Source organism: Pollutibacter soli (assembly GCA_029269725.1).
Classification (GTDB): Bacteria; Bacteroidota; Bacteroidia; order Chitinophagales; family Chitinophagaceae; genus Pollutibacter; species Pollutibacter soli.
This window is the reverse complement of sequence record JARJHS010000006.1, coordinates 319826-336382: the sequence shown is the minus strand read 5'-3', so window position 1 is coordinate 336382 and position 16557 is coordinate 319826. Positions and strand designations below refer to the sequence as shown.

Here is a 16557-nt window from a genome sequence, read left to right as displayed (position 1 = left end):
AGCGTATGAAAAGAATTTTAATCGGAGTTTTTATGATTTGCTGCGGTGCACATGCCATTGCGCAGGACATTAACTTTTCGCAGTTTTATGAACTGCCGCTGTTGCGGAATCCGGCATTGTCTGGTTTTTACCGCGGCGATATCCGCGTCACCAGCGGATTCCGAAGGCAGTGGGGGAGCGTGACCGTTCCATTTCAGACGATGGCACTCGGGGTCGAAACAAAATTCAATGTCAGCGACCGCTCGGGTGATTATGTAAGTATCGGTCTTCAGACCACCAACGATATTGCAGGTGATTCGCGACTTGGAAAAACGCAGGTGATGCCTGCCGTTACCTACCATAAAACACTCAATGGTGAAGACAGTTATCTCTCACTTGGGTTTATCGGCGGTTTAGTACAGCAACGTTTTGATCCATCGCGTTTGAGTTTCGATGATCAGTTTGTGAACGGCTCTTATTCGGCTACGAATCCAACGAGTCAGACGTTTAACAACACCAATCTCTCTTATTTCGATATGTCTGTCGGGGCCGCATACAGTACGAGTTTTGGCTATGAAAGCAAGATGTACATTGGTGCTGCATATTTTCATTTCAACAAACCCAAAGTTGCTTTCAGTCGCGAGCATGATATCAGTCTCAATCCAAAAATTGTCTTCAATGTCGGCGTCAACACACCTGTCAGCGAAATCGATCAATTGTTTTTCTATGGTGACTTTTTCTATCAGGGCGGCAGCTACCAGGGGCAGGGAGGCGCATTGCTGAGTCATTCATTTGTAGAGGAAGAAGAAGACTACAAACTCGCGATGGGCGTCGGTTTGTTTTATCGCTGGAATGATGCGCTGGTGCCGTTGGTGAAATTTGATTATTATAATCTGAGTCTAGGAGTTAGCTATGATGTGAATGTGAGTAAACTGAAAACCGCTTCGCAGATGAAGGGTGGATTCGAGCTGACGCTGAGTTACAGGAATTATTTGAATATCAGGAGTAGTTCGAGCAGGCAGCAGAGGTGTCCGGTGGAGTTTTGAAAAGACCTGTTAGGTCTTTTTCATTTTCTTCACATGATTCATCGTTTTTTTATAAACCTCCGCTGCCAGTGCCGGATCAAGGCCCACCTGCTTTGCGATAGCATCAATGTCAGGGGACTTTCCGGATTTGATTGATGGCAAAGCAAGTTTCATGAAACGATTTAGTTTTTCAATTTCATCTGCTGTTTCCGGATCAGGAGGAGTTTCAAATAATTTACTATAAGGGTTCAATTCGATCTTTCTTTTGAGTATGGTGTCTGCAGTTGAAATCATTGAAGGATGCAGACTGATATCAGGATCTGGTGGCATATTGGAAATATGCTTGTTTAACAGGTTATATAGTTTGTGATACCCATTTTCCGTCATCGCTGATAATAATAAAAGCTCATCTTCTTCATCAAAATACGCTTCCGCGAAATGAGGTATTTCGGAAGTTTTTCCCTTCGTCAGTTTGTAAACTGGTTTCTTGTATTCAACTGAAAATAATTTTTTCAATTGCTGAAATTCATTTTTTGACACCGGAAACTCACCAACCTGATGAATCAGGTCAAATTCCTTATGCCTGATTCCGGGCGTACGCGACCCGCTGAACAACATCATGTATGGTATAGGGTTAGTTTCCAGGTCCAGTAAAAGGTCCTCCTGCTCCATGATGTCCGGATTAACTTCGGTTGCGAAAAAGAAAATATCATCAGGATCAAATGAAGCAAATCCTGTAAGAGGGCCGAAGGTTTCCCAGCACTGACCATTAAAACCTATCAGGTTCAACCAGAGTACCGGATGATTTTCATCGATGAGAATTTTTGCGGAAGGCGAATACAGTAAGAATTCGTCATCTGTGAAAACGTCGACCATATTATAGAAATCCGCTGCAGGGCTATCGAGAATGAAACTGAAACTGAAACGCCAGGGCGTGGTGGCGTTAAGTTGGAGAAATTCCCGTTCCTCGTGTAAAAGATTTTTAAACGCTGAATGATTCAGGTATTTATTGATCAGCCCACCTACTCTGAAAATACGGTGTGCGATGTATTGGACTTTGCAACCTTCCTTCCAGGTTTTAGGCTGCTTTGAAGTTATATGCGAATATTTTGCGACGCGCTGATCAAATTCGCGATCCAGTTTGTCGCGTTCAATGGCATAGTGTATCAGAAACCCTTCAAGTAATGGCGAAAAATCTTTTACCTTCTTGCAGTGGGCGTAATTTTAGTGTAATCTGGCATGAGGGTAAAATTAGTGGAATATAGGATTCTGTGAGGTCAACATAGATTGTGTTGATATAGAGAAACAAAGACCAACCCTGACAAAAACACCTCCGAGGTTTAAGATCTCCTGGCGAAAAAAAAAGAAAATTACGGTTTCAGATTCCGCAGGTATATATTTCTGAAATCGATCGGCTGACCTTCACTTTGCAAGGCGATATAGCCGGATTTCAACGGAGTTCCCGGTTTCCAGAGAATCGGGTCGTATCCCTCCACTACGCCACCACCCATAGTAGGTTTACTGTATTGCAATACCGTATCACCGTTGATCACGTGGGTGATCAGCGAGTCGTGCCAGACGATCAACTCGGCTTTTACCCATTCATTCTTGTCGATCGTGCGGGAGCTGGAATTCAGGCAATGGCCATCGTACAGTTTTCCCTGGTAAACAATATCTGTTCCGGGTGAACACATGTTTCCGGTAGGGCGTGGATTACCATCACCCAGGCCCGCCAGAAACTGCATTTCTACAGAAATAGGCCAGTTCTGTTCTTTCGGCATTTTCATCGGATCCTGGGAATGAAACATAACGCCGCTGTTGAGTAAGGTGTAAGATGGCGCACCTTTTTGTAATTCACCTGTGAACCGATACTCCAGTTGCAAATGGAAATCAGAAAAAGGCGTTTTATAATACAGGTGACCAAACTGATCGTTGAAATCCTGGTAATTGTCGTACCGCACCTGAATCATCCCGTCTTCGGTCCGGAAGGTGTTACCGAAATTTTCACCGGGTTCGTGATGGTGAATTTTCACGACCCAGTCGCTGAGGTCCTTTTCGTTGAATAGTTTTTTCCACTCATTCTTTTGCTGCGGTTGATGTCTGGAACAGGACGTGATGAAGAGCATACTCGTTGCGAAGATCATTAACCTCATAAGGTGGACTTAAAAAGTTTTATATTGAATAATTGTGCGTTTTAAGATACGAAATGTGTTGATCATCTATGGAGCGTGTTAAAAGGCAACCGTCTCCCTGATGCTTTCATATATCAGTTAAAAGATCGCTTAACTGAGTCCCGCGTCAATCCATATAGTCCTTATCGCCTCACTTACCCTATTGACTTTTTCATCCATTCAGAAAATAGAAAGCGTGAAAATTCCTTTACTCGGACAGAAAATTCTGTTTGGGTAAAGTTTTTTTCACTTGTTTTTTTCGAACTGGCTTTCGAAATTGCTGAAAGCTCCCACGTATCCGATACTTGCAAGTATCGGATACGTGGCGGAAAAATTTTCGAAGGATATTTTTCTCCGATTCTGGCGTGTTTTCACCTTGGTTTGTTCACCTGTGTCATTGCATTGTTGAAAATCTGTGTCGCAGTTTCGATGTCAATTCCTGTTTCGTTAGCGAGCAACTCCAGGTCAAATTTTTCTCCTGAATTTATCAAAGGAATCAATGAGGAAATAAAATGATTCAGCTTTTGTTCGACCTCAGGATCTTCTGATGGGGTATCCGGATGAAACAAATCGCTATATGGATTGAGAATAGCGGGTTTGTTCAGAATATCTTCGGTTAAAGCAAGCATTGGCAAATGCACACGGATATCGGGTTCTGTTGATGCATCAAAGCCGTGTTTCTGAAGAAGCCCCGTTAATTCAATGAAGCCATAATCGGTCATCGCACTTACTAAAATGATTTTCAAATTTTCATCTAAAAATACTTCAGCATAATGCGGCGGCAATGACAGGGCCTCGTGCTTTAAGTTGAATACCGTCTCTTTGTGTTCAATCATAAAGTCCTGTTTCAGCTTTTCTATATCAAAACCGGAGGCCGGAAATACACCTTGCTGCAGCACTTGTTCATATTCGCTTTGTATCGTTAACGGATAACGGGATCCAAAGAAAAGCATCATGTACGGAACCGGATTATTTTCAAGATCATCCAGCAGATCATCGTCATCTTCAATAGAATGATCCAGTTCGCTGGCAAAAAAGAAAATATCATCAGGTTCGAAACTGGAATATCCTGCTATCGGACCATAAGTCTCCCAGCATTCACCGTTAAAGCCGATCAGGTTCAACCATAAAATGGGGTTGTTCTCTTCTATCACCTTTTTCACAGATCTGGAATACAATAGAAATTCCTCACCTGTAAATACATCTTCCATTTCATAAAAATCAGGTGCAGGATTTTTATTGATTACACCGAAGCAAAACCTCCAGGGTTTTGACGACATCAGTCGCAGATAATCCTGTTCGTCTTTGTCAAGCTTTTTAACTGCGGAATGGTTCAGGTATTTTTTAATTAAGCCTCCCTCCTTGAAAACTTTGTGAATGATGTACTGTGTTTTACATTGATTTTTAAAGGCATCGGGAAACTGTGAGGTGATGTGTTTAAATTTCGCCACTCTCTTATCAAATTCAACAGCCAGCTTGTCCTGGTGTGCGGCATGATATACCAGGAACTGATCCAGAACTTCGGTGTATTTTTTCTGTTGCTGACAATGGTGGAGTATTTTTTTGTATTCGGGCATGATATAAAATTAGGGTAATCATGGATCTTAGAATAACTCAGTTAAAGAGCGGATTTATTTTGAGATACTGCCATTTATTCCGGCACTTTCCAATGTTTTTGCAAACTGAAAGTTGGATATTTTTCCAATTGAAAAATCGGCAATATCAACTCATCGTTTCCTTCTCCTGGCACTGTAGGAAGAAGCAGCTTTTTTCAGACTATTTGCAATTCGATCTGCCAGTGTCGAAGGTTGAATCACCTTTACATGTTCACCATAAGCAAGGATGAGTTGTACCAATTCCGGTGTATCGTACACTTCAATTTGTACAGTTAAAATATTCTTTTTCTTGTTGTAAGTAGTTTTCTGTGAATGATGCAGCGGATTATTCTGAATCATCGTAATGTAATCGTTGAACTGCAGCTTCACTTTTATTGGCGGACGATTGTGCCAATGCCAGATGCCGAGGCTGTACCTGAAATAATCAGATGCATTAAAATCCGGATCTGAAAAAAATCGTTTGTTGGAAGGAAGCAGTTGCCGAATGCTTTCAAGTGCGAAAACGTTGACTTTTTCTTCTCTGTCGCAATACTGATCATGTGCGACCAGGAACCATCTGTTGCGGTATTGCCTGATGAGGTACGGACTGATAAGTTTGGTACTGATACCTTTTTCAAAAGTATCATACTCCATCTCCAGTGCCTGTTGTTCAAAAATGGCTTCGAGCAGTGTATCGATCCACTGTGTTGCTTTTTCCGTATCCGGAAGATCCAGTTGAAAACCTGGTGGTGTTTTTGCAGTTTCTCTATCAGTAAAATTACTGCCTTTGGAAATTTTACCAACGAGCTGCTCAAATCTTTGTTGCAAAGATGTGCCCTTGAAGAAGGTAAACATATTCTTCGCCAGATCCAGCATCTGGTTATCATCAGTGTTCAGATCGGAACTGTATAAAGAGAAACCGGGTTCTGAATAATAAAATCCTTTAGATGCAGAATTCAGTAATCGAATTCCTGTCCCTGACTCTTTCAATTTTTCCCTCAGATAACTGAGATCACCATCGAGTGTTCTTTCGCTGATCTTACTGCTGAGTTTTGCATTGAGGCGTTGCAGAAGTTGCTTTCTATTTCCAACATGACTATATTTTCTCAACAGTTCATCGATCATTTTTACACGATCTTCAGCATGTGCTACGCGACCTGACGATGTATTTTTAAGCGCTGGCATTTGTTTAAAATAATGAAACTTTCAGATGAAATAGGCGGTTTGATTAGTAAATGACGTATGTACAAATTTACGACGAGTGCGCGCAGTGACGATTCGATTAAATTTAATGTAAGGCGAGTCCCGCGTGAAGAGCAAAGTCTGCGATATGGCACGGCGAGTCCGCGCAGTGACGATTCGATTTGATGTGACCTGATGCGAGACTCGCCTGGGGCGTTGCGGGGCAGTGCTATAAGGTGAGTCTCCGCGTGAAATGCAAGGTCTGAAATATTTACCAACACCTGGCACTCTAATGTCCGCGGGACTCGCCGCGAAATTCATCATCGACTCTACACGTTAATGCGGCAACTATCGCGGACTAAGATGCTACCCAACGTCACGGCGAGTCCGCGCAGTGACGTTTCGATTCAATTTAACCTGATGCGAGATTCGCCTTGGGACGTTGCGGGGCAATGCTATAAGGCGAGTCTCCGCGTGAAATGCAAGGTCTGCAATATTGACAAACAGATCGCACTCAAATGTGCGCGCGACTCGCCGCGAAATTCATCATCGACTCTACACGTTAATGCAGCAACTATCGCGGACCAAGATGCTACCCAAGGTCACGGCGAGTCCGCGCAGTGACGATTCGATTTGATGTGACCTGATGCGAGACTCGCCTGGGGCGTTGCGGGGCAGTGCTATAAGGCGAGTCTCCGCGTGAAATGCAAGGTCTGCAATATTCACCAACACCTGGCACACAAATGTGCGCGGGACTCGCCGCGAGATTAATCATCGACTCCACTATTTAATGCAGTCACCATTGCGGGCTAAGATGTTGCTCGGCTTCACGGCGAATCTCCGCTTGAAATGCAAGGTCTGCAGAACGCTCATTGAAGAATAGCATCGATTACCTGACCTGTTAGGTCTGACTCCCCCCTTCCCCCCTCTATCGCGCAGCGAGAGAGGGGCCGGGGGTGAGTCCGGTGGTGCCCCGCAACGACTTCGCAATTACCTTGCAAACTCCTTTTGTAAGTTTATATCCGGCTATGATGGTTTCAAAATAGCCGCGAATAAAATAGTTTATTTATGCCCTACTTCACCAAATCAAAATTCCGGCTCGCGCTCGATTGCCCGACCGGACTGTATTACGGCACGAACAAAAATTTGTATGCCGATAAAAATGTCGAAGACAGTTTCCTGCAGGCGTTGGCTGAAGGTGGCTACCAGGTTGGAGAGCTGGCGAAATATCTGTTCTGCGACGATCCGGTAAAAGAAAACATTACTGTCGACACGCTTGATTATGATGAATCGCTGGCTATCACCGCAGAGAAACGAAATCAACCCGGGCGAAAGGTAATTGCCGAGGCTGCTTTCCGGTTCGAACAGTTTTTTGTGCGTTGTGACCTGATCGTTGAAGAAAGCGACAGGATCGATCTTTATGAAGTAAAAGCTAAATCCTGGGATGAAACGGTTGAATTTCTTACAGAGGTTAAGAAGGGGCCGGAGCGGGGAACGTACAGGATGAACAAAGCCTGGAAAAATTACCTGTACGACGTTGCTTTTCAGAAATGGGTCATAGAAAAGGCAAATCCCGGAAAGATTGTGCGCGCTCACCTGATCCTTGCTGATAAGACCAGCACAGCAACGATCGACGGCCTGAACCAGTTATTCCGGATTGGGAAAGATGCAAACGGAAGAACCAGGATTTCGGTCAGGCCCGAAGTTACAGCTGCCGATCTCGGGCAGATTCCTTTACGGATAATCAATGTGGATGATGTTTATGAGTTTATACTCAACCATCCTGTTGACATTGAACTTCCCGAAGAATATGCGTTTGAATCACTGCTTTATTTTCTGAATGAAAAATTACAGGCCAACGAGATTATCTGGTCCGGGGTGGGGAAAAAGTGCAGGGATTGTCAGTTTGTGAATGCAGATTATCCCGATGGTTTGAGCAGCGGGTTTCATGAATGCTGGGTACATGCAAAGAGATTCAGCGATGAAGATTTCAGGCGACCACTGGTATTGAATTTATGGGCCGGAAAAGCTGGAGCAAGATCCATAGTGAATGATCTGATCACTAATGGAAAGGTTTTTCTGACAGATGTCGAGACCACCGATTTTGCTTCCCGTACCTGGGTCGATGATGGTGGTGATCGTCTGGATGCGACGAAACGCCGGTCGGTACAGATCATCAAATCGCGCAACAAGGATTACAGCCCGCACCTGGAAATGGATGGTCTCCGCCGGTTATTTGACGAGCTTCAGCCGCCTTATCATTTCATCGATTTCGAGACAACGATGGTGGCCCTGCCATTTCATAAGAAGCGTCGGCCGTATGAAGCCATTGCTTTTCAATATTCTTATCACCTGATGGATGAGACTGGTAATATCCGTCATCAAAGTCAATACCTGTCCTTCGACCGTGGTGCGTTTCCCAATTATGATTTTCTACGTTCTCTCCGTCGCGACCTGGAAGGAAAACCGGGAACCATTTTCCGTTACCACGATCATGAAAACAACTATCTCAACCACCTGCACAAACAGTTGTGGGTTGAAAGCATAACAGATGTGCCGGACAGGAACGAATTGTTGAAATTTATTGAAACCATCAGTACCAGTACCAATACGAACGGGAACAAGTGGCAAGCCATAAATCCCATGCAGGATCTGTACAAAATGGTGATTGAACATTTTTACAGTCTCCACGCCGGCGGTTCCAATTCGATCAAATACATCCTTCCCGCAGTGATCCGCAGCTCCGATGATATCCGTGAAAAATACAGTCGGCCTGTATATGGAGGAAATGGTATTCCCAGTCTGAATTTTTCCAATCCGCATGTCTGGATCCGCGAAGACAAAGATTTCAATCCATACAACACCCTCGCCTCACTGCCCGGCATACCTGAAAACCTTAACCTCGATCTCAACGATTCCACCGATATCGAAGTAAAAGACGGTGGCGCCGCTATGATGGCTTTCGCTAAATTGCAGTTCTCCGAAATGCCGGAGGCAGAACGGATCCTATACCGCGATGCGTTGTTGCGTTACTGTGAGCTGGATACGATGGCGATGGTGATGATCTGGGAATGGTGGGGGAAGGAGTTGGGGAGGTGGTGAGGAATTATCTTAAAGGCCTTAAGAAATGAAGTGTTCTTTTAAATTTTCTTTTAATTTTTCAATTTCGATGTTTGAAAAGTTTGCACCGGATGAAAGCTGTTTAAAGAAAATGAAACTTGTGTAAGGAATTTTTTCAGTCTCGGGTAAGGATTTTACATTATAAACCCCATACAGTGATTTCCTAATTTTCAAAGTGCAGTTTGAATTTTTTGAAAGATTTAATTCGTCTCGAAGCAACTCTGAAACTTTTTTGTTTAATATCAAAATTGTTTTAAAGCCTGTTTCAAGCATGGAAGTTAAACGTTTAACGGATTGCTTATGGTAATCAATGAGCACAGGGTCGTCCTTAAATCCAAGGCAAATTTTTGAATTCGTTGCTCGGAAAGAGTACAAATCATAATGAACGATTTTTTTTGGCACGATTAGTTGGGAGATGTGTTTTTGAATTACTTTGAAGTAAGGGTGGGCTTTATCACTGTATATTTGGTTTTGTTGAAAATCTGCTATTTTCGATACACTGTAACAAAGGTCAACCATTTTCAGCGAACTTAAGCTTTTCCAGGAAAAGATGGAATCACCATTCTGTTGCCGATATTCAGCATCAGACAACGAAGGGTTTAGACCGATAATAAGTAAATTTGAAGTATCCTGAAAGTCGTGTTCGTCATAAAACATTGGAGATATACCTGAAATATGGTGTCTACCTTTTCTATCAAATTGAATTGCAAAATTGTCTAATTGGGTAGAATATTGTTTCGTTAGATCAAATATATCCTGATTGATTTTCCACAACATTTTTAAACAGCTTTAGGTTGTTGTTACATGATCCTTATCTCTAATTTATTGCATGATTTCGAAACCGGTGATTCCAGGCTCGGAGAAACGCAGTTGATGCCTGCCGTCACCTACTATAATACCTTCAATGGCAAACACAGTTATCTCTCTCTCGGATTTATCGGTGGCCTCGTGCAGCGGCGCTTTGATCCCTACAGGCTGAGCTTCGATGATCAGTTTGTCAAGTGTGCCTAACAAGTACATAGGTTCATTTGGCTAGAATTTGGCATGTAGCTTTTGTTGAACTTGATTTCTGGAATCTTTAATGAATTAATTCACTAAATTTTTACTAATCCGTTTTTGGAATTGTCTCATATTATAACCAGTACTGAGATATTATTATATTGGTGAGTATAGTGAGTTGCGTACAATCATCTTATTATCTAAGGGAAAGTCTTAATATAGGCATCTAAATTTATGGTAAACCAAATCCAAAATTCACATTTTTATGGCATACATAATGGTAGATGTTGAAAGCGATGGTCCCATACCAGGTGACTACTCTATGATATCCTTCGGAGCTGTACTAGTTGACGAACATTTGGACAAAACCTTTTACGGCCGGCTTAAGCCAATTTCAGAGAAATATATTCAAGAGGCCCTTAATGTCTCCGGTCATTCACGGGATGAAACTCTATTCTTTGATGATCCAAAAGAGGTCATGGAAAAATTTTCTAACTGGATAAAAACTGTTGTGAAAGACAGACCTGTTTTCATTAGCGATAATAACGGCTTCGACTGGATGTTTATCTGTTGGTACTTCCATCATTTTACGGGTTCAAATCCTTTTGGGCACAGTTCACAAAATCTAGGGAGCCTGTACAAAGGAATTGTAAAAGACATGTTTCAAAATTTTAAGCATCTCCGGCAAACGAAACACACGCATAACCCTGTTGATGATGCGAAGGGCAATGCTGAGGCATTGTTAATTTTGAAAAACTCCCAAGATCTGAAGATTAAATTGTAGTACCTAAAACAGGGTTCCAGAACTTATATATTCATTAAACATTTCAAGCAGCTTTTTGCCATCCTTCTTTAGGACTTTATGTTGGCTCTTTAATTCTTTAAGAATTTCTTCAGCATTCTTCCTTTGAAAAATAGAAACAAATTTTTCGAATTCAATGTCCAGTTTTCCCTTTATATATTTATTGTAAAACTCCTGAAATCTTACGGCCACATCTACTTTCTCTACGCGACCATTCCCATGTTCAAGCGGCTCAGGTTCTGAGATATTGTCTTCCTCCAATCTGTTTAATACGGTCAATCTATTTGGAAAACCTTTTTTCAAATAATTGTCAATTTCATTCTGCAACATTTCACTTTTGTTATCGAAAATATATTTAAGAAAATTTCCGCTAGTGTTTGCAAACCCATTAAAAAGACACCAAAAACTATTACTCATCCATTTTTTATCAATTTCTTTGACTTCAGTATAATTTTCCAGGCTCTCCAGACTATCAATGTTAAAAATGAAAGCAACGAAATTTTTCATTACAATTGAAGACGCGTTCTCGATAGAATAATCGTTTATCTCATTATTAAGATATCGGTATAATCTTGTTTGCCTACCCCCATTTGTTTTATTTGTTTTATTCCCTGTTTCTTCTACAATAGTTAGTATCTGTTCTTTTTTTGCCTGACCTTTACCTACTTTTGGTGTTTGCAAAATAATATTTACAATCATTTGATATTCTTCTAACTCATGATCTTTCAAACCACCAAACCCTTGAGCAATAGAAATAGCTATTGTTTCAGGATTAAACTTGATCGACTCAAAATCTAGTCTTTTTGTCTCTCTTTTTGGAAGTAAGTTTTGTTCAGCAAACTTTGAAAGCTCATGCAAGGACTCCTTAAAATCATCAACAATGTTTGGATTCCCTTTCTTGCTCGAATTCCAATTTGAGGTTGCTAACCCTTTTGTAGATTTTTCGGCTACGGCCTTCAAATTCTCATAATGAACCGAAGGATCCATTTTTCCCGTTTCATTTAGATAGATAGTTTTTATTTGTTGAAACCCGTTTGTTCCAAGAAGTTCGTCATCTAGAATCTTGTATGATACATATCGTAAAGCCTCCTCCAATGTCTTTAAGCGTGGCGCTTTTATCGAGAATAGGTATTTAGCAATTTCTTCTTCTGTGATAATTTGGGGTGGAAATAAATCATAAAATAACTTTTGCGAAGTTGCAATAGCATAAACTAACTTATCATAAAATATTTTCACTTGACCTTGCCCAGTGCCAAACGTTTTTGAATATCGTGCGTCAAGGCCCTTCTGTTCATTTTCCTTTCGATTTCGTAACTCTGCAAAGCAATTAATAATTTCCTGGAAACTCCTTTTTATCGCTACTTCTTCTTTAGACTTCTCCCTTAGCATTCCTGCCGCAATGCCATATATAAAACCTTTAAATGTATTGTACAATCTGTCGTGGAATAGAGCCTCCCTTAATCTTTCGTTATCAATTTTAAATTGCTCGATATTTGAAAAATCAGTTTTTCTACAATCACTTTCATTAATCAGTTTAAAATTAGTAGAATATTTTCCTAAACCTTTTGTTGGCAGTGAAGTTTCAGATCGCAGGCATACAACCTTTTTGTCCGATTCAGAGAAAAATAGGATTTCAAAATTATCCTTGTCAAGGTAGATTGTTTTTTTATAGCCAATTATTCCGTTGTCTATGCTTATTATTTCAGTTTGATCAAGGCAATCCCTATTTATTGCTAAAATGAATTTGATAATATTGGAGTTGTTACTACCGGTTTCAAAGACGGGCGGCTCCTCGAAAAGAATAACTGCTTTTTCATGATGCACTTTTGGAACTTTATAAAAATAATCTATTCCAAAACCACGCTTGGAATAAAAAATGTATGGAGAAATGCTTTCACTTGCGAAAATATTCTCGAACGTAAAATCTTTTGAACACAACGGATAATAATAGTAACTCATTAGGTTTCTCCTTATTCGTATTTAGTAGGCGGTATGCCTCTAAAAAATGGTGTTAATCTTTCAGAGTATGTTAAATATAAATTTCTATAGCTTCTTGTTAGCGCAACATAAAGTGGGTTTCGATATTTGCTGACAAACCATCTGTCATGGCCTGGGAAATCACAGAATGGGATAAATATAGTTTCAAATTGCAGCCCCTTTGAACTGTGATAAGTCATCACTTTCGGTAGCTCAGAATCGAAATTCAAGTCCATTGTCTCATTAAATTTATATTCGAGGCTTACCCCAATAGAATCATAGTATTCCTTTACTGTTTGAATATTTCTATGAAAGTTATTATACGGTGCTGCTGGTACATCATTAAATGGCAACAAGATTGCAACATCCGTGTAATTCCTGGTTCTAATTTCTCCAATGATATAATTAAGTTCCTCTTGCCATGAATTAAATTTTTTAAGCCTTGGCTTGTTTGTTCCTGTCTTTACACATTTTTTTTCTAAATCTTTATCATTTCCTAAATGGGCAGCGAAAGACGCAATTAACTTTGGCAGCCGATAATTTTTAAAAAGTTCCTTCTCAACTAATCCTAATTGCTTTGCAATTTCCTCTGTTGAAAGTCTGTCATTATAAATCTGCTGCTGACTATCCCCATATAACATAATCGATCTTATTCTTGCGGCATTAAATCCATCAATATCTTCCTTTTTAAAATCCTGCGCTTCGTCAATAATCAAGTGATCAACCTGATTACCATCCCACTGATCAGAGTAAATTACTTGACGTGGGCCAATTCCGAGTTCGCGAATCCCAGATCGAATGAATGATTGAAGGGCTTTAGTATAAACGACCATAGTGAAGCTTGGAGTTTCCCCCTTTGCAATAGCTTCAATACGAATGTCATTTGCCCTGTACAATGCAAGTATTGTTTTTCCGCTACCGGCACATCCTTTAACGATGTAACTGTCTTCAATGCTTAATTCCCGTATTCCTCTTTGAAATTCGTCTAATTCTGCTGGATCAACCAACCATTTTTCTCTAGGCATAAGCACTAGTTTTGATAGTTAAAATTGGTGCAGGATTAAAAACGCGGCTAAGCTATCAGAACATTCCCAGACTGGAGATTCGTATAGACATCGCTGTTGTACTGACTTCAAAGATCTTTGCCAATTCTTTTATCGCTTCTTCGCTTCCAAGATCCATATTTGCTTTCTCAATTGCTTTTCTTACCTGGTCTGCTGGCATTAGAATCGCAGAGGCAAAATAATTTGCTTCCTGTTCCATTGCCTGGTTCACAGCGGTGTTGCCAGAATTCTGACTTCGATAAATAAATTGTTTATCGACGAAAAGGTCTGATTTTTCTTTATGTAGCTCATAATGGCCAAGTTCATGGGCAATTGTGAATCGCCGTCTTACTTTGGGCTCATTCTTATTATAACCTATAGTACCAATTCCATCCTGTATAGCAAGCAGACCCGAAACATCATCACCTAACGGATAGGGAATTACCTTAAGTCCTCGCATTTTCGCAATTTCTTCAATGTTGATTGGCAAACTAATATCAGATAAGCTTTTTAAGATAGCATTCACTTTGCTATTTACAAGCTTAATATTCATACTCTATTACTTTTGAATGGTCGATAAAAAATTACTAATAGCAGTTCGTGTGGATTTGCCAATTTTCTCTTGATCAGTTACTATATTGTTATTGTTCAATTCTTTTGATAAGTCAGTCTTTTTCCGTCTAGTTTTCTGTATTTCGTATGGAACCAATGATGAGTAATCTATCTGGAAAAAACTTGCGATTTGAATCAACTGGTAAATTGACGGTCGGTGCCTACCTTTCTCCAGATTTATGACCGATGCCCTTGTTAATTCTAAATGGTCACCTAGACTTTTTTGACTAATATCCCTTTTAATTCTTTCGCTTTTTATTCTTAGGCCGATTTCTTTGTAAAAGCTATCAACATCAAGTAACATGATACCAAGTCTTTTTAGGATTGTAAATGCAAAGATAACGTCAATCGAGTGGTTTTTCAAAAAGAAAGTTTATAAAACTTTACATTTAATTTTATAATACTTTACATTAACGGAAGTGGGTATAAAACTTTTCATTTTGTAAGGAAGAATTTATATATTTGTACTTGTGATGAGTTCTTTTTAGAACGATTTAGAGCGAAATGCGGCGATAGATAAGATAGTTTCCCGAATTGATCGGGGCATTTCAAAATATAGAAGATGATAGAAGACACATCCTGAAAATGCCGGTAAGAATTGGTCTTACCGGCGGAAAGTTGAAGACAAAGCTTCAGATAAAACGCACCCAAATATATTCCTATTTGGCTATTTGCAAGCGTCGTTCGGATATTTCCCTCCCATAATACCACTTCATTTAAGCTGACCTATATTAATTGTTCCTGCGGACCCAGGTTAGTCTGCACAGTTCATTTATTGCTTAATACTTCCTCAATTAAATAAAATAAGAATGAAACTTAAAAGATACTCAACCGATAAGTTAAGGATTAATTACAAAGGTGTATCTCTATTTGCAACTGGATCTTTGGCGAAAGTGATTACATATAGTCTTGTGGGGTTGGTAATATTAATTGGCATTGTTACCACCCACCGTGCATTCAACAATCATAACAGTTAATCATGTTAAAATAAAAAATTTATATGAGTCAGTTAACTACACATTCAATATTGCATAGTTGGTTATCCTGTTTTATCAATTGGATAAAACCAGACCCTGATAAAAAGGATGATAATTCCGAGAGAGCGGATCTGGTAACAAAAAATGTAAAGCAAAATGCTGAAGCCGATGGAATAGAAGTCACCAATACCCCGGAAGGAGGGTCGGATGCGAAAGATACCGGTCTTCGCCGTCATTATCGAGGTCACTCTGAGATTGATGGGTATGATATAGATCGACCAATAGTGATAAAGGAAAAAGATATAAATGGAGATAAAGTGGAGAACCCCTTGGAAAAATTTGAAGGATATGTCCGCACCTCATATCCCAATTCTGAAATAACTCCTACCAATAGCTCCGTCAATTTGAAATTTTCAGATGATCTGTACTTTGACATTGTTCCAATGTTTGCTACTGATAAGAAAGATGAACAAATAATCATAAAAAGAGACGGTACTAAAATCCGAACCTCGATTCAAAAACACAATGAGTTTGTAAGAAAACGCACTCGCCTGAGCAAGGAAAGTCCAGGCAGAGTAAAATTCAACGAATGCATTCGTGGTATTAAATGGTGGAAAGAGTTTCAGGCAGATAATTCTTATTACCTCTCTTATGATGAGTCAACGGATAAGGATAATAGGCCACCATCTGCACTGATTGATTGGTTGGCTGCCTATGCGTTTGATCGGCTCGGTGTTGAGAAAACGTATGCAGAAACATTTGCAAAGTGGTTTGGATTTCTTGCGGATGTTGTCAGAAATAAAAAACCAGTCTACTTCACAGATTATTATACAACACCATCATTAGAAGGTAAAACAGGCTGGATAGTGTTGGATCCAGTCAACCCCGACAATAACATTACTGGCAAATGGGATTCGAGCAAGTTAAATGAGTTTGCAACCTGGTTTGAAAAAGCCAGAGATAGTTGGAGTAGAATTATTCGATATGATATTGATGGCGAGAAAAATATGGCAATGAATGAACTTGTAAAATTATTTGGTAACCCATTTAAAAACCATTGTGAGGAGGATTAATC

The 16557-nt window shown here is 40.2% G+C and carries 14 protein-coding genes; 4 read left to right on the top strand and 10 right to left on the bottom strand.

All coding sequences use genetic code 11. The features are described 5' to 3' along the window. The first annotated feature begins 5 nt into the window (after positions 1 to 5). Positions 6 to 1025 carry a PorP/SprF family type IX secretion system membrane protein gene (locus tag P2W82_RS16565; RefSeq protein ID WP_336517028.1) on the top strand — a complete coding sequence of 340 codons (1020 nt, stop codon included), beginning with the start codon at positions 6 to 8 and terminating at the stop codon, positions 1023 to 1025. Positions 1026 to 1034: 9 nt separating this feature from the next. On the opposite strand, the gene P2W82_RS16560 is transcribed toward P2W82_RS16565, so the two are convergent. From P2W82_RS16560 to P2W82_RS16545, 4 genes are all read right to left on the bottom strand, one after another. Continuing rightward, positions 1035 to 1880, bottom strand: a complete 846-nt coding sequence (locus P2W82_RS16560; RefSeq protein ID WP_336517027.1) for a hypothetical protein — start codon at positions 1878 to 1880, stop codon at positions 1035 to 1037. Positions 1881 to 2374: 494 nt separating this feature from the next. After that, positions 2375 to 3157: a 3-keto-disaccharide hydrolase gene (locus P2W82_RS16555; protein ID WP_336517026.1), complete on the bottom strand. Its 783-nt coding sequence runs from the start codon at positions 3155 to 3157 to the stop codon at positions 2375 to 2377. Positions 3158 to 3546: 389 nt separating this feature from the next. Further along, positions 3547 to 4752 carry a hypothetical protein gene (locus P2W82_RS16550; protein WP_336517025.1) on the bottom strand — a complete coding sequence of 402 codons (1206 nt, stop codon included), beginning with the start codon at positions 4750 to 4752 and terminating at the stop codon, positions 3547 to 3549. A gap of 150 nt (positions 4753 to 4902) precedes the next feature. Continuing rightward, complete coding sequence (locus P2W82_RS16545) at positions 4903 to 5955, bottom strand: helix-turn-helix transcriptional regulator (RefSeq protein ID WP_336517024.1); 1053 nt, start codon at positions 5953 to 5955, stop codon at positions 4903 to 4905. Positions 5956 to 7020: 1065 nt separating this feature from the next. On the opposite strand from P2W82_RS16545, the gene P2W82_RS16540 reads away from it, so the two are divergent. After that, complete coding sequence (locus P2W82_RS16540) at positions 7021 to 9054, top strand: DUF2779 domain-containing protein (RefSeq protein ID WP_336517023.1); 2034 nt, start codon at positions 7021 to 7023, stop codon at positions 9052 to 9054. A gap of 18 nt (positions 9055 to 9072) precedes the next feature. Here the strand turns inward: P2W82_RS16540 and P2W82_RS16535 are convergent, their stop codons facing one another. Both P2W82_RS16535 and P2W82_RS16530 read right to left on the bottom strand, forming a co-directional pair. Then, positions 9073 to 9849: a hypothetical protein gene (locus P2W82_RS16535; RefSeq protein ID WP_336517022.1), complete on the bottom strand. Its 777-nt coding sequence runs from the start codon at positions 9847 to 9849 to the stop codon at positions 9073 to 9075. Between the two features lie 45 nt (positions 9850 to 9894). Beyond that, positions 9895 to 10092, bottom strand: coding sequence for a hypothetical protein (locus P2W82_RS16530; RefSeq protein ID WP_336517021.1), 198 nt, complete (start codon positions 10090 to 10092; stop codon positions 9895 to 9897). A gap of 244 nt (positions 10093 to 10336) precedes the next feature. Between P2W82_RS16530 and P2W82_RS16525 the strand changes: the two genes are divergently transcribed. Continuing rightward, entirely contained in the window at positions 10337 to 10855 is a 519-nt protein-coding gene (locus tag P2W82_RS16525; protein ID WP_336517020.1) for an exonuclease, read from the top strand. Between the two features lie 3 nt (positions 10856 to 10858). Here the strand turns inward: P2W82_RS16525 and P2W82_RS16520 are convergent, their stop codons facing one another. Genes P2W82_RS16520 through P2W82_RS16505 form a run of 4 tightly spaced genes read right to left on the bottom strand, consistent with a single transcriptional unit; the run spans position 10859 to position 14869 of the window. Further along, on the bottom strand, positions 10859 to 12832 hold the full coding sequence (locus tag P2W82_RS16520; RefSeq protein WP_336517019.1) for a hypothetical protein: 1974 nt from the start codon (positions 12830 to 12832) through the stop codon (positions 10859 to 10861). Between the two features lie 11 nt (positions 12833 to 12843). Then, positions 12844 to 13875, bottom strand: a complete 1032-nt coding sequence (locus tag P2W82_RS16515; protein ID WP_336517018.1) for a 3'-5' exonuclease — start codon at positions 13873 to 13875, stop codon at positions 12844 to 12846. Between the two features lie 55 nt (positions 13876 to 13930). Further along, positions 13931 to 14446, bottom strand: a complete 516-nt coding sequence (locus P2W82_RS16510) for an ImmA/IrrE family metallo-endopeptidase (protein WP_336517017.1) — start codon at positions 14444 to 14446, stop codon at positions 13931 to 13933. Between the two features lie 6 nt (positions 14447 to 14452). Continuing rightward, positions 14453 to 14869 carry a helix-turn-helix transcriptional regulator gene (locus P2W82_RS16505; RefSeq protein WP_336517016.1) on the bottom strand — a complete coding sequence of 139 codons (417 nt, stop codon included), beginning with the start codon at positions 14867 to 14869 and terminating at the stop codon, positions 14453 to 14455. A gap of 636 nt (positions 14870 to 15505) precedes the next feature. On the opposite strand from P2W82_RS16505, the gene P2W82_RS16500 reads away from it, so the two are divergent. After that, positions 15506 to 16555, top strand: coding sequence for a CBASS oligonucleotide cyclase (locus P2W82_RS16500; RefSeq protein ID WP_336517015.1), 1050 nt, complete (start codon positions 15506 to 15508; stop codon positions 16553 to 16555). Positions 16556 to 16557: the final 2 nt, after the last annotated feature.

Coding starts and splice junctions, on each gene's coding strand:
- P2W82_RS16500 (WP_336517015.1), top strand. CDS start 15,506: ATGAGTCAGTTAACTACACATTCAATATTGCATAGTTGGTTATCCTGT.
- P2W82_RS16550 (WP_336517025.1), bottom strand. CDS start 4,752: ATGCCCGAATACAAAAAAATACTCCACCATTGTCAGCAACAGAAAAAA.
- P2W82_RS16545 (WP_336517024.1), bottom strand. CDS start 5,955: ATGCCAGCGCTTAAAAATACATCGTCAGGTCGCGTAGCACATGCTGAA.
- P2W82_RS16540 (WP_336517023.1), top strand. CDS start 7,021: ATGCCCTACTTCACCAAATCAAAATTCCGGCTCGCGCTCGATTGCCCG.
- P2W82_RS16515 (WP_336517018.1), bottom strand. CDS start 13,875: ATGCCTAGAGAAAAATGGTTGGTTGATCCAGCAGAATTAGACGAATTT.
- P2W82_RS16535 (WP_336517022.1), bottom strand. CDS start 9,849: ATGTTGTGGAAAATCAATCAGGATATATTTGATCTAACGAAACAATAT.
- P2W82_RS16565 (WP_336517028.1), top strand. CDS start 6: ATGAAAAGAATTTTAATCGGAGTTTTTATGATTTGCTGCGGTGCACAT.
- P2W82_RS16530 (WP_336517021.1), bottom strand. CDS start 10,092: ATGTACTTGTTAGGCACACTTGACAAACTGATCATCGAAGCTCAGCCT.
- P2W82_RS16510 (WP_336517017.1), bottom strand. CDS start 14,446: ATGAATATTAAGCTTGTAAATAGCAAAGTGAATGCTATCTTAAAAAGC.
- P2W82_RS16560 (WP_336517027.1), bottom strand. CDS start 1,880: ATGGTCGACGTTTTCACAGATGACGAATTCTTACTGTATTCGCCTTCC.
- P2W82_RS16525 (WP_336517020.1), top strand. CDS start 10,337: ATGGCATACATAATGGTAGATGTTGAAAGCGATGGTCCCATACCAGGT.
- P2W82_RS16555 (WP_336517026.1), bottom strand. CDS start 3,157: ATGAGGTTAATGATCTTCGCAACGAGTATGCTCTTCATCACGTCCTGT.
- P2W82_RS16520 (WP_336517019.1), bottom strand. CDS start 12,832: ATGAGTTACTATTATTATCCGTTGTGTTCAAAAGATTTTACGTTCGAG.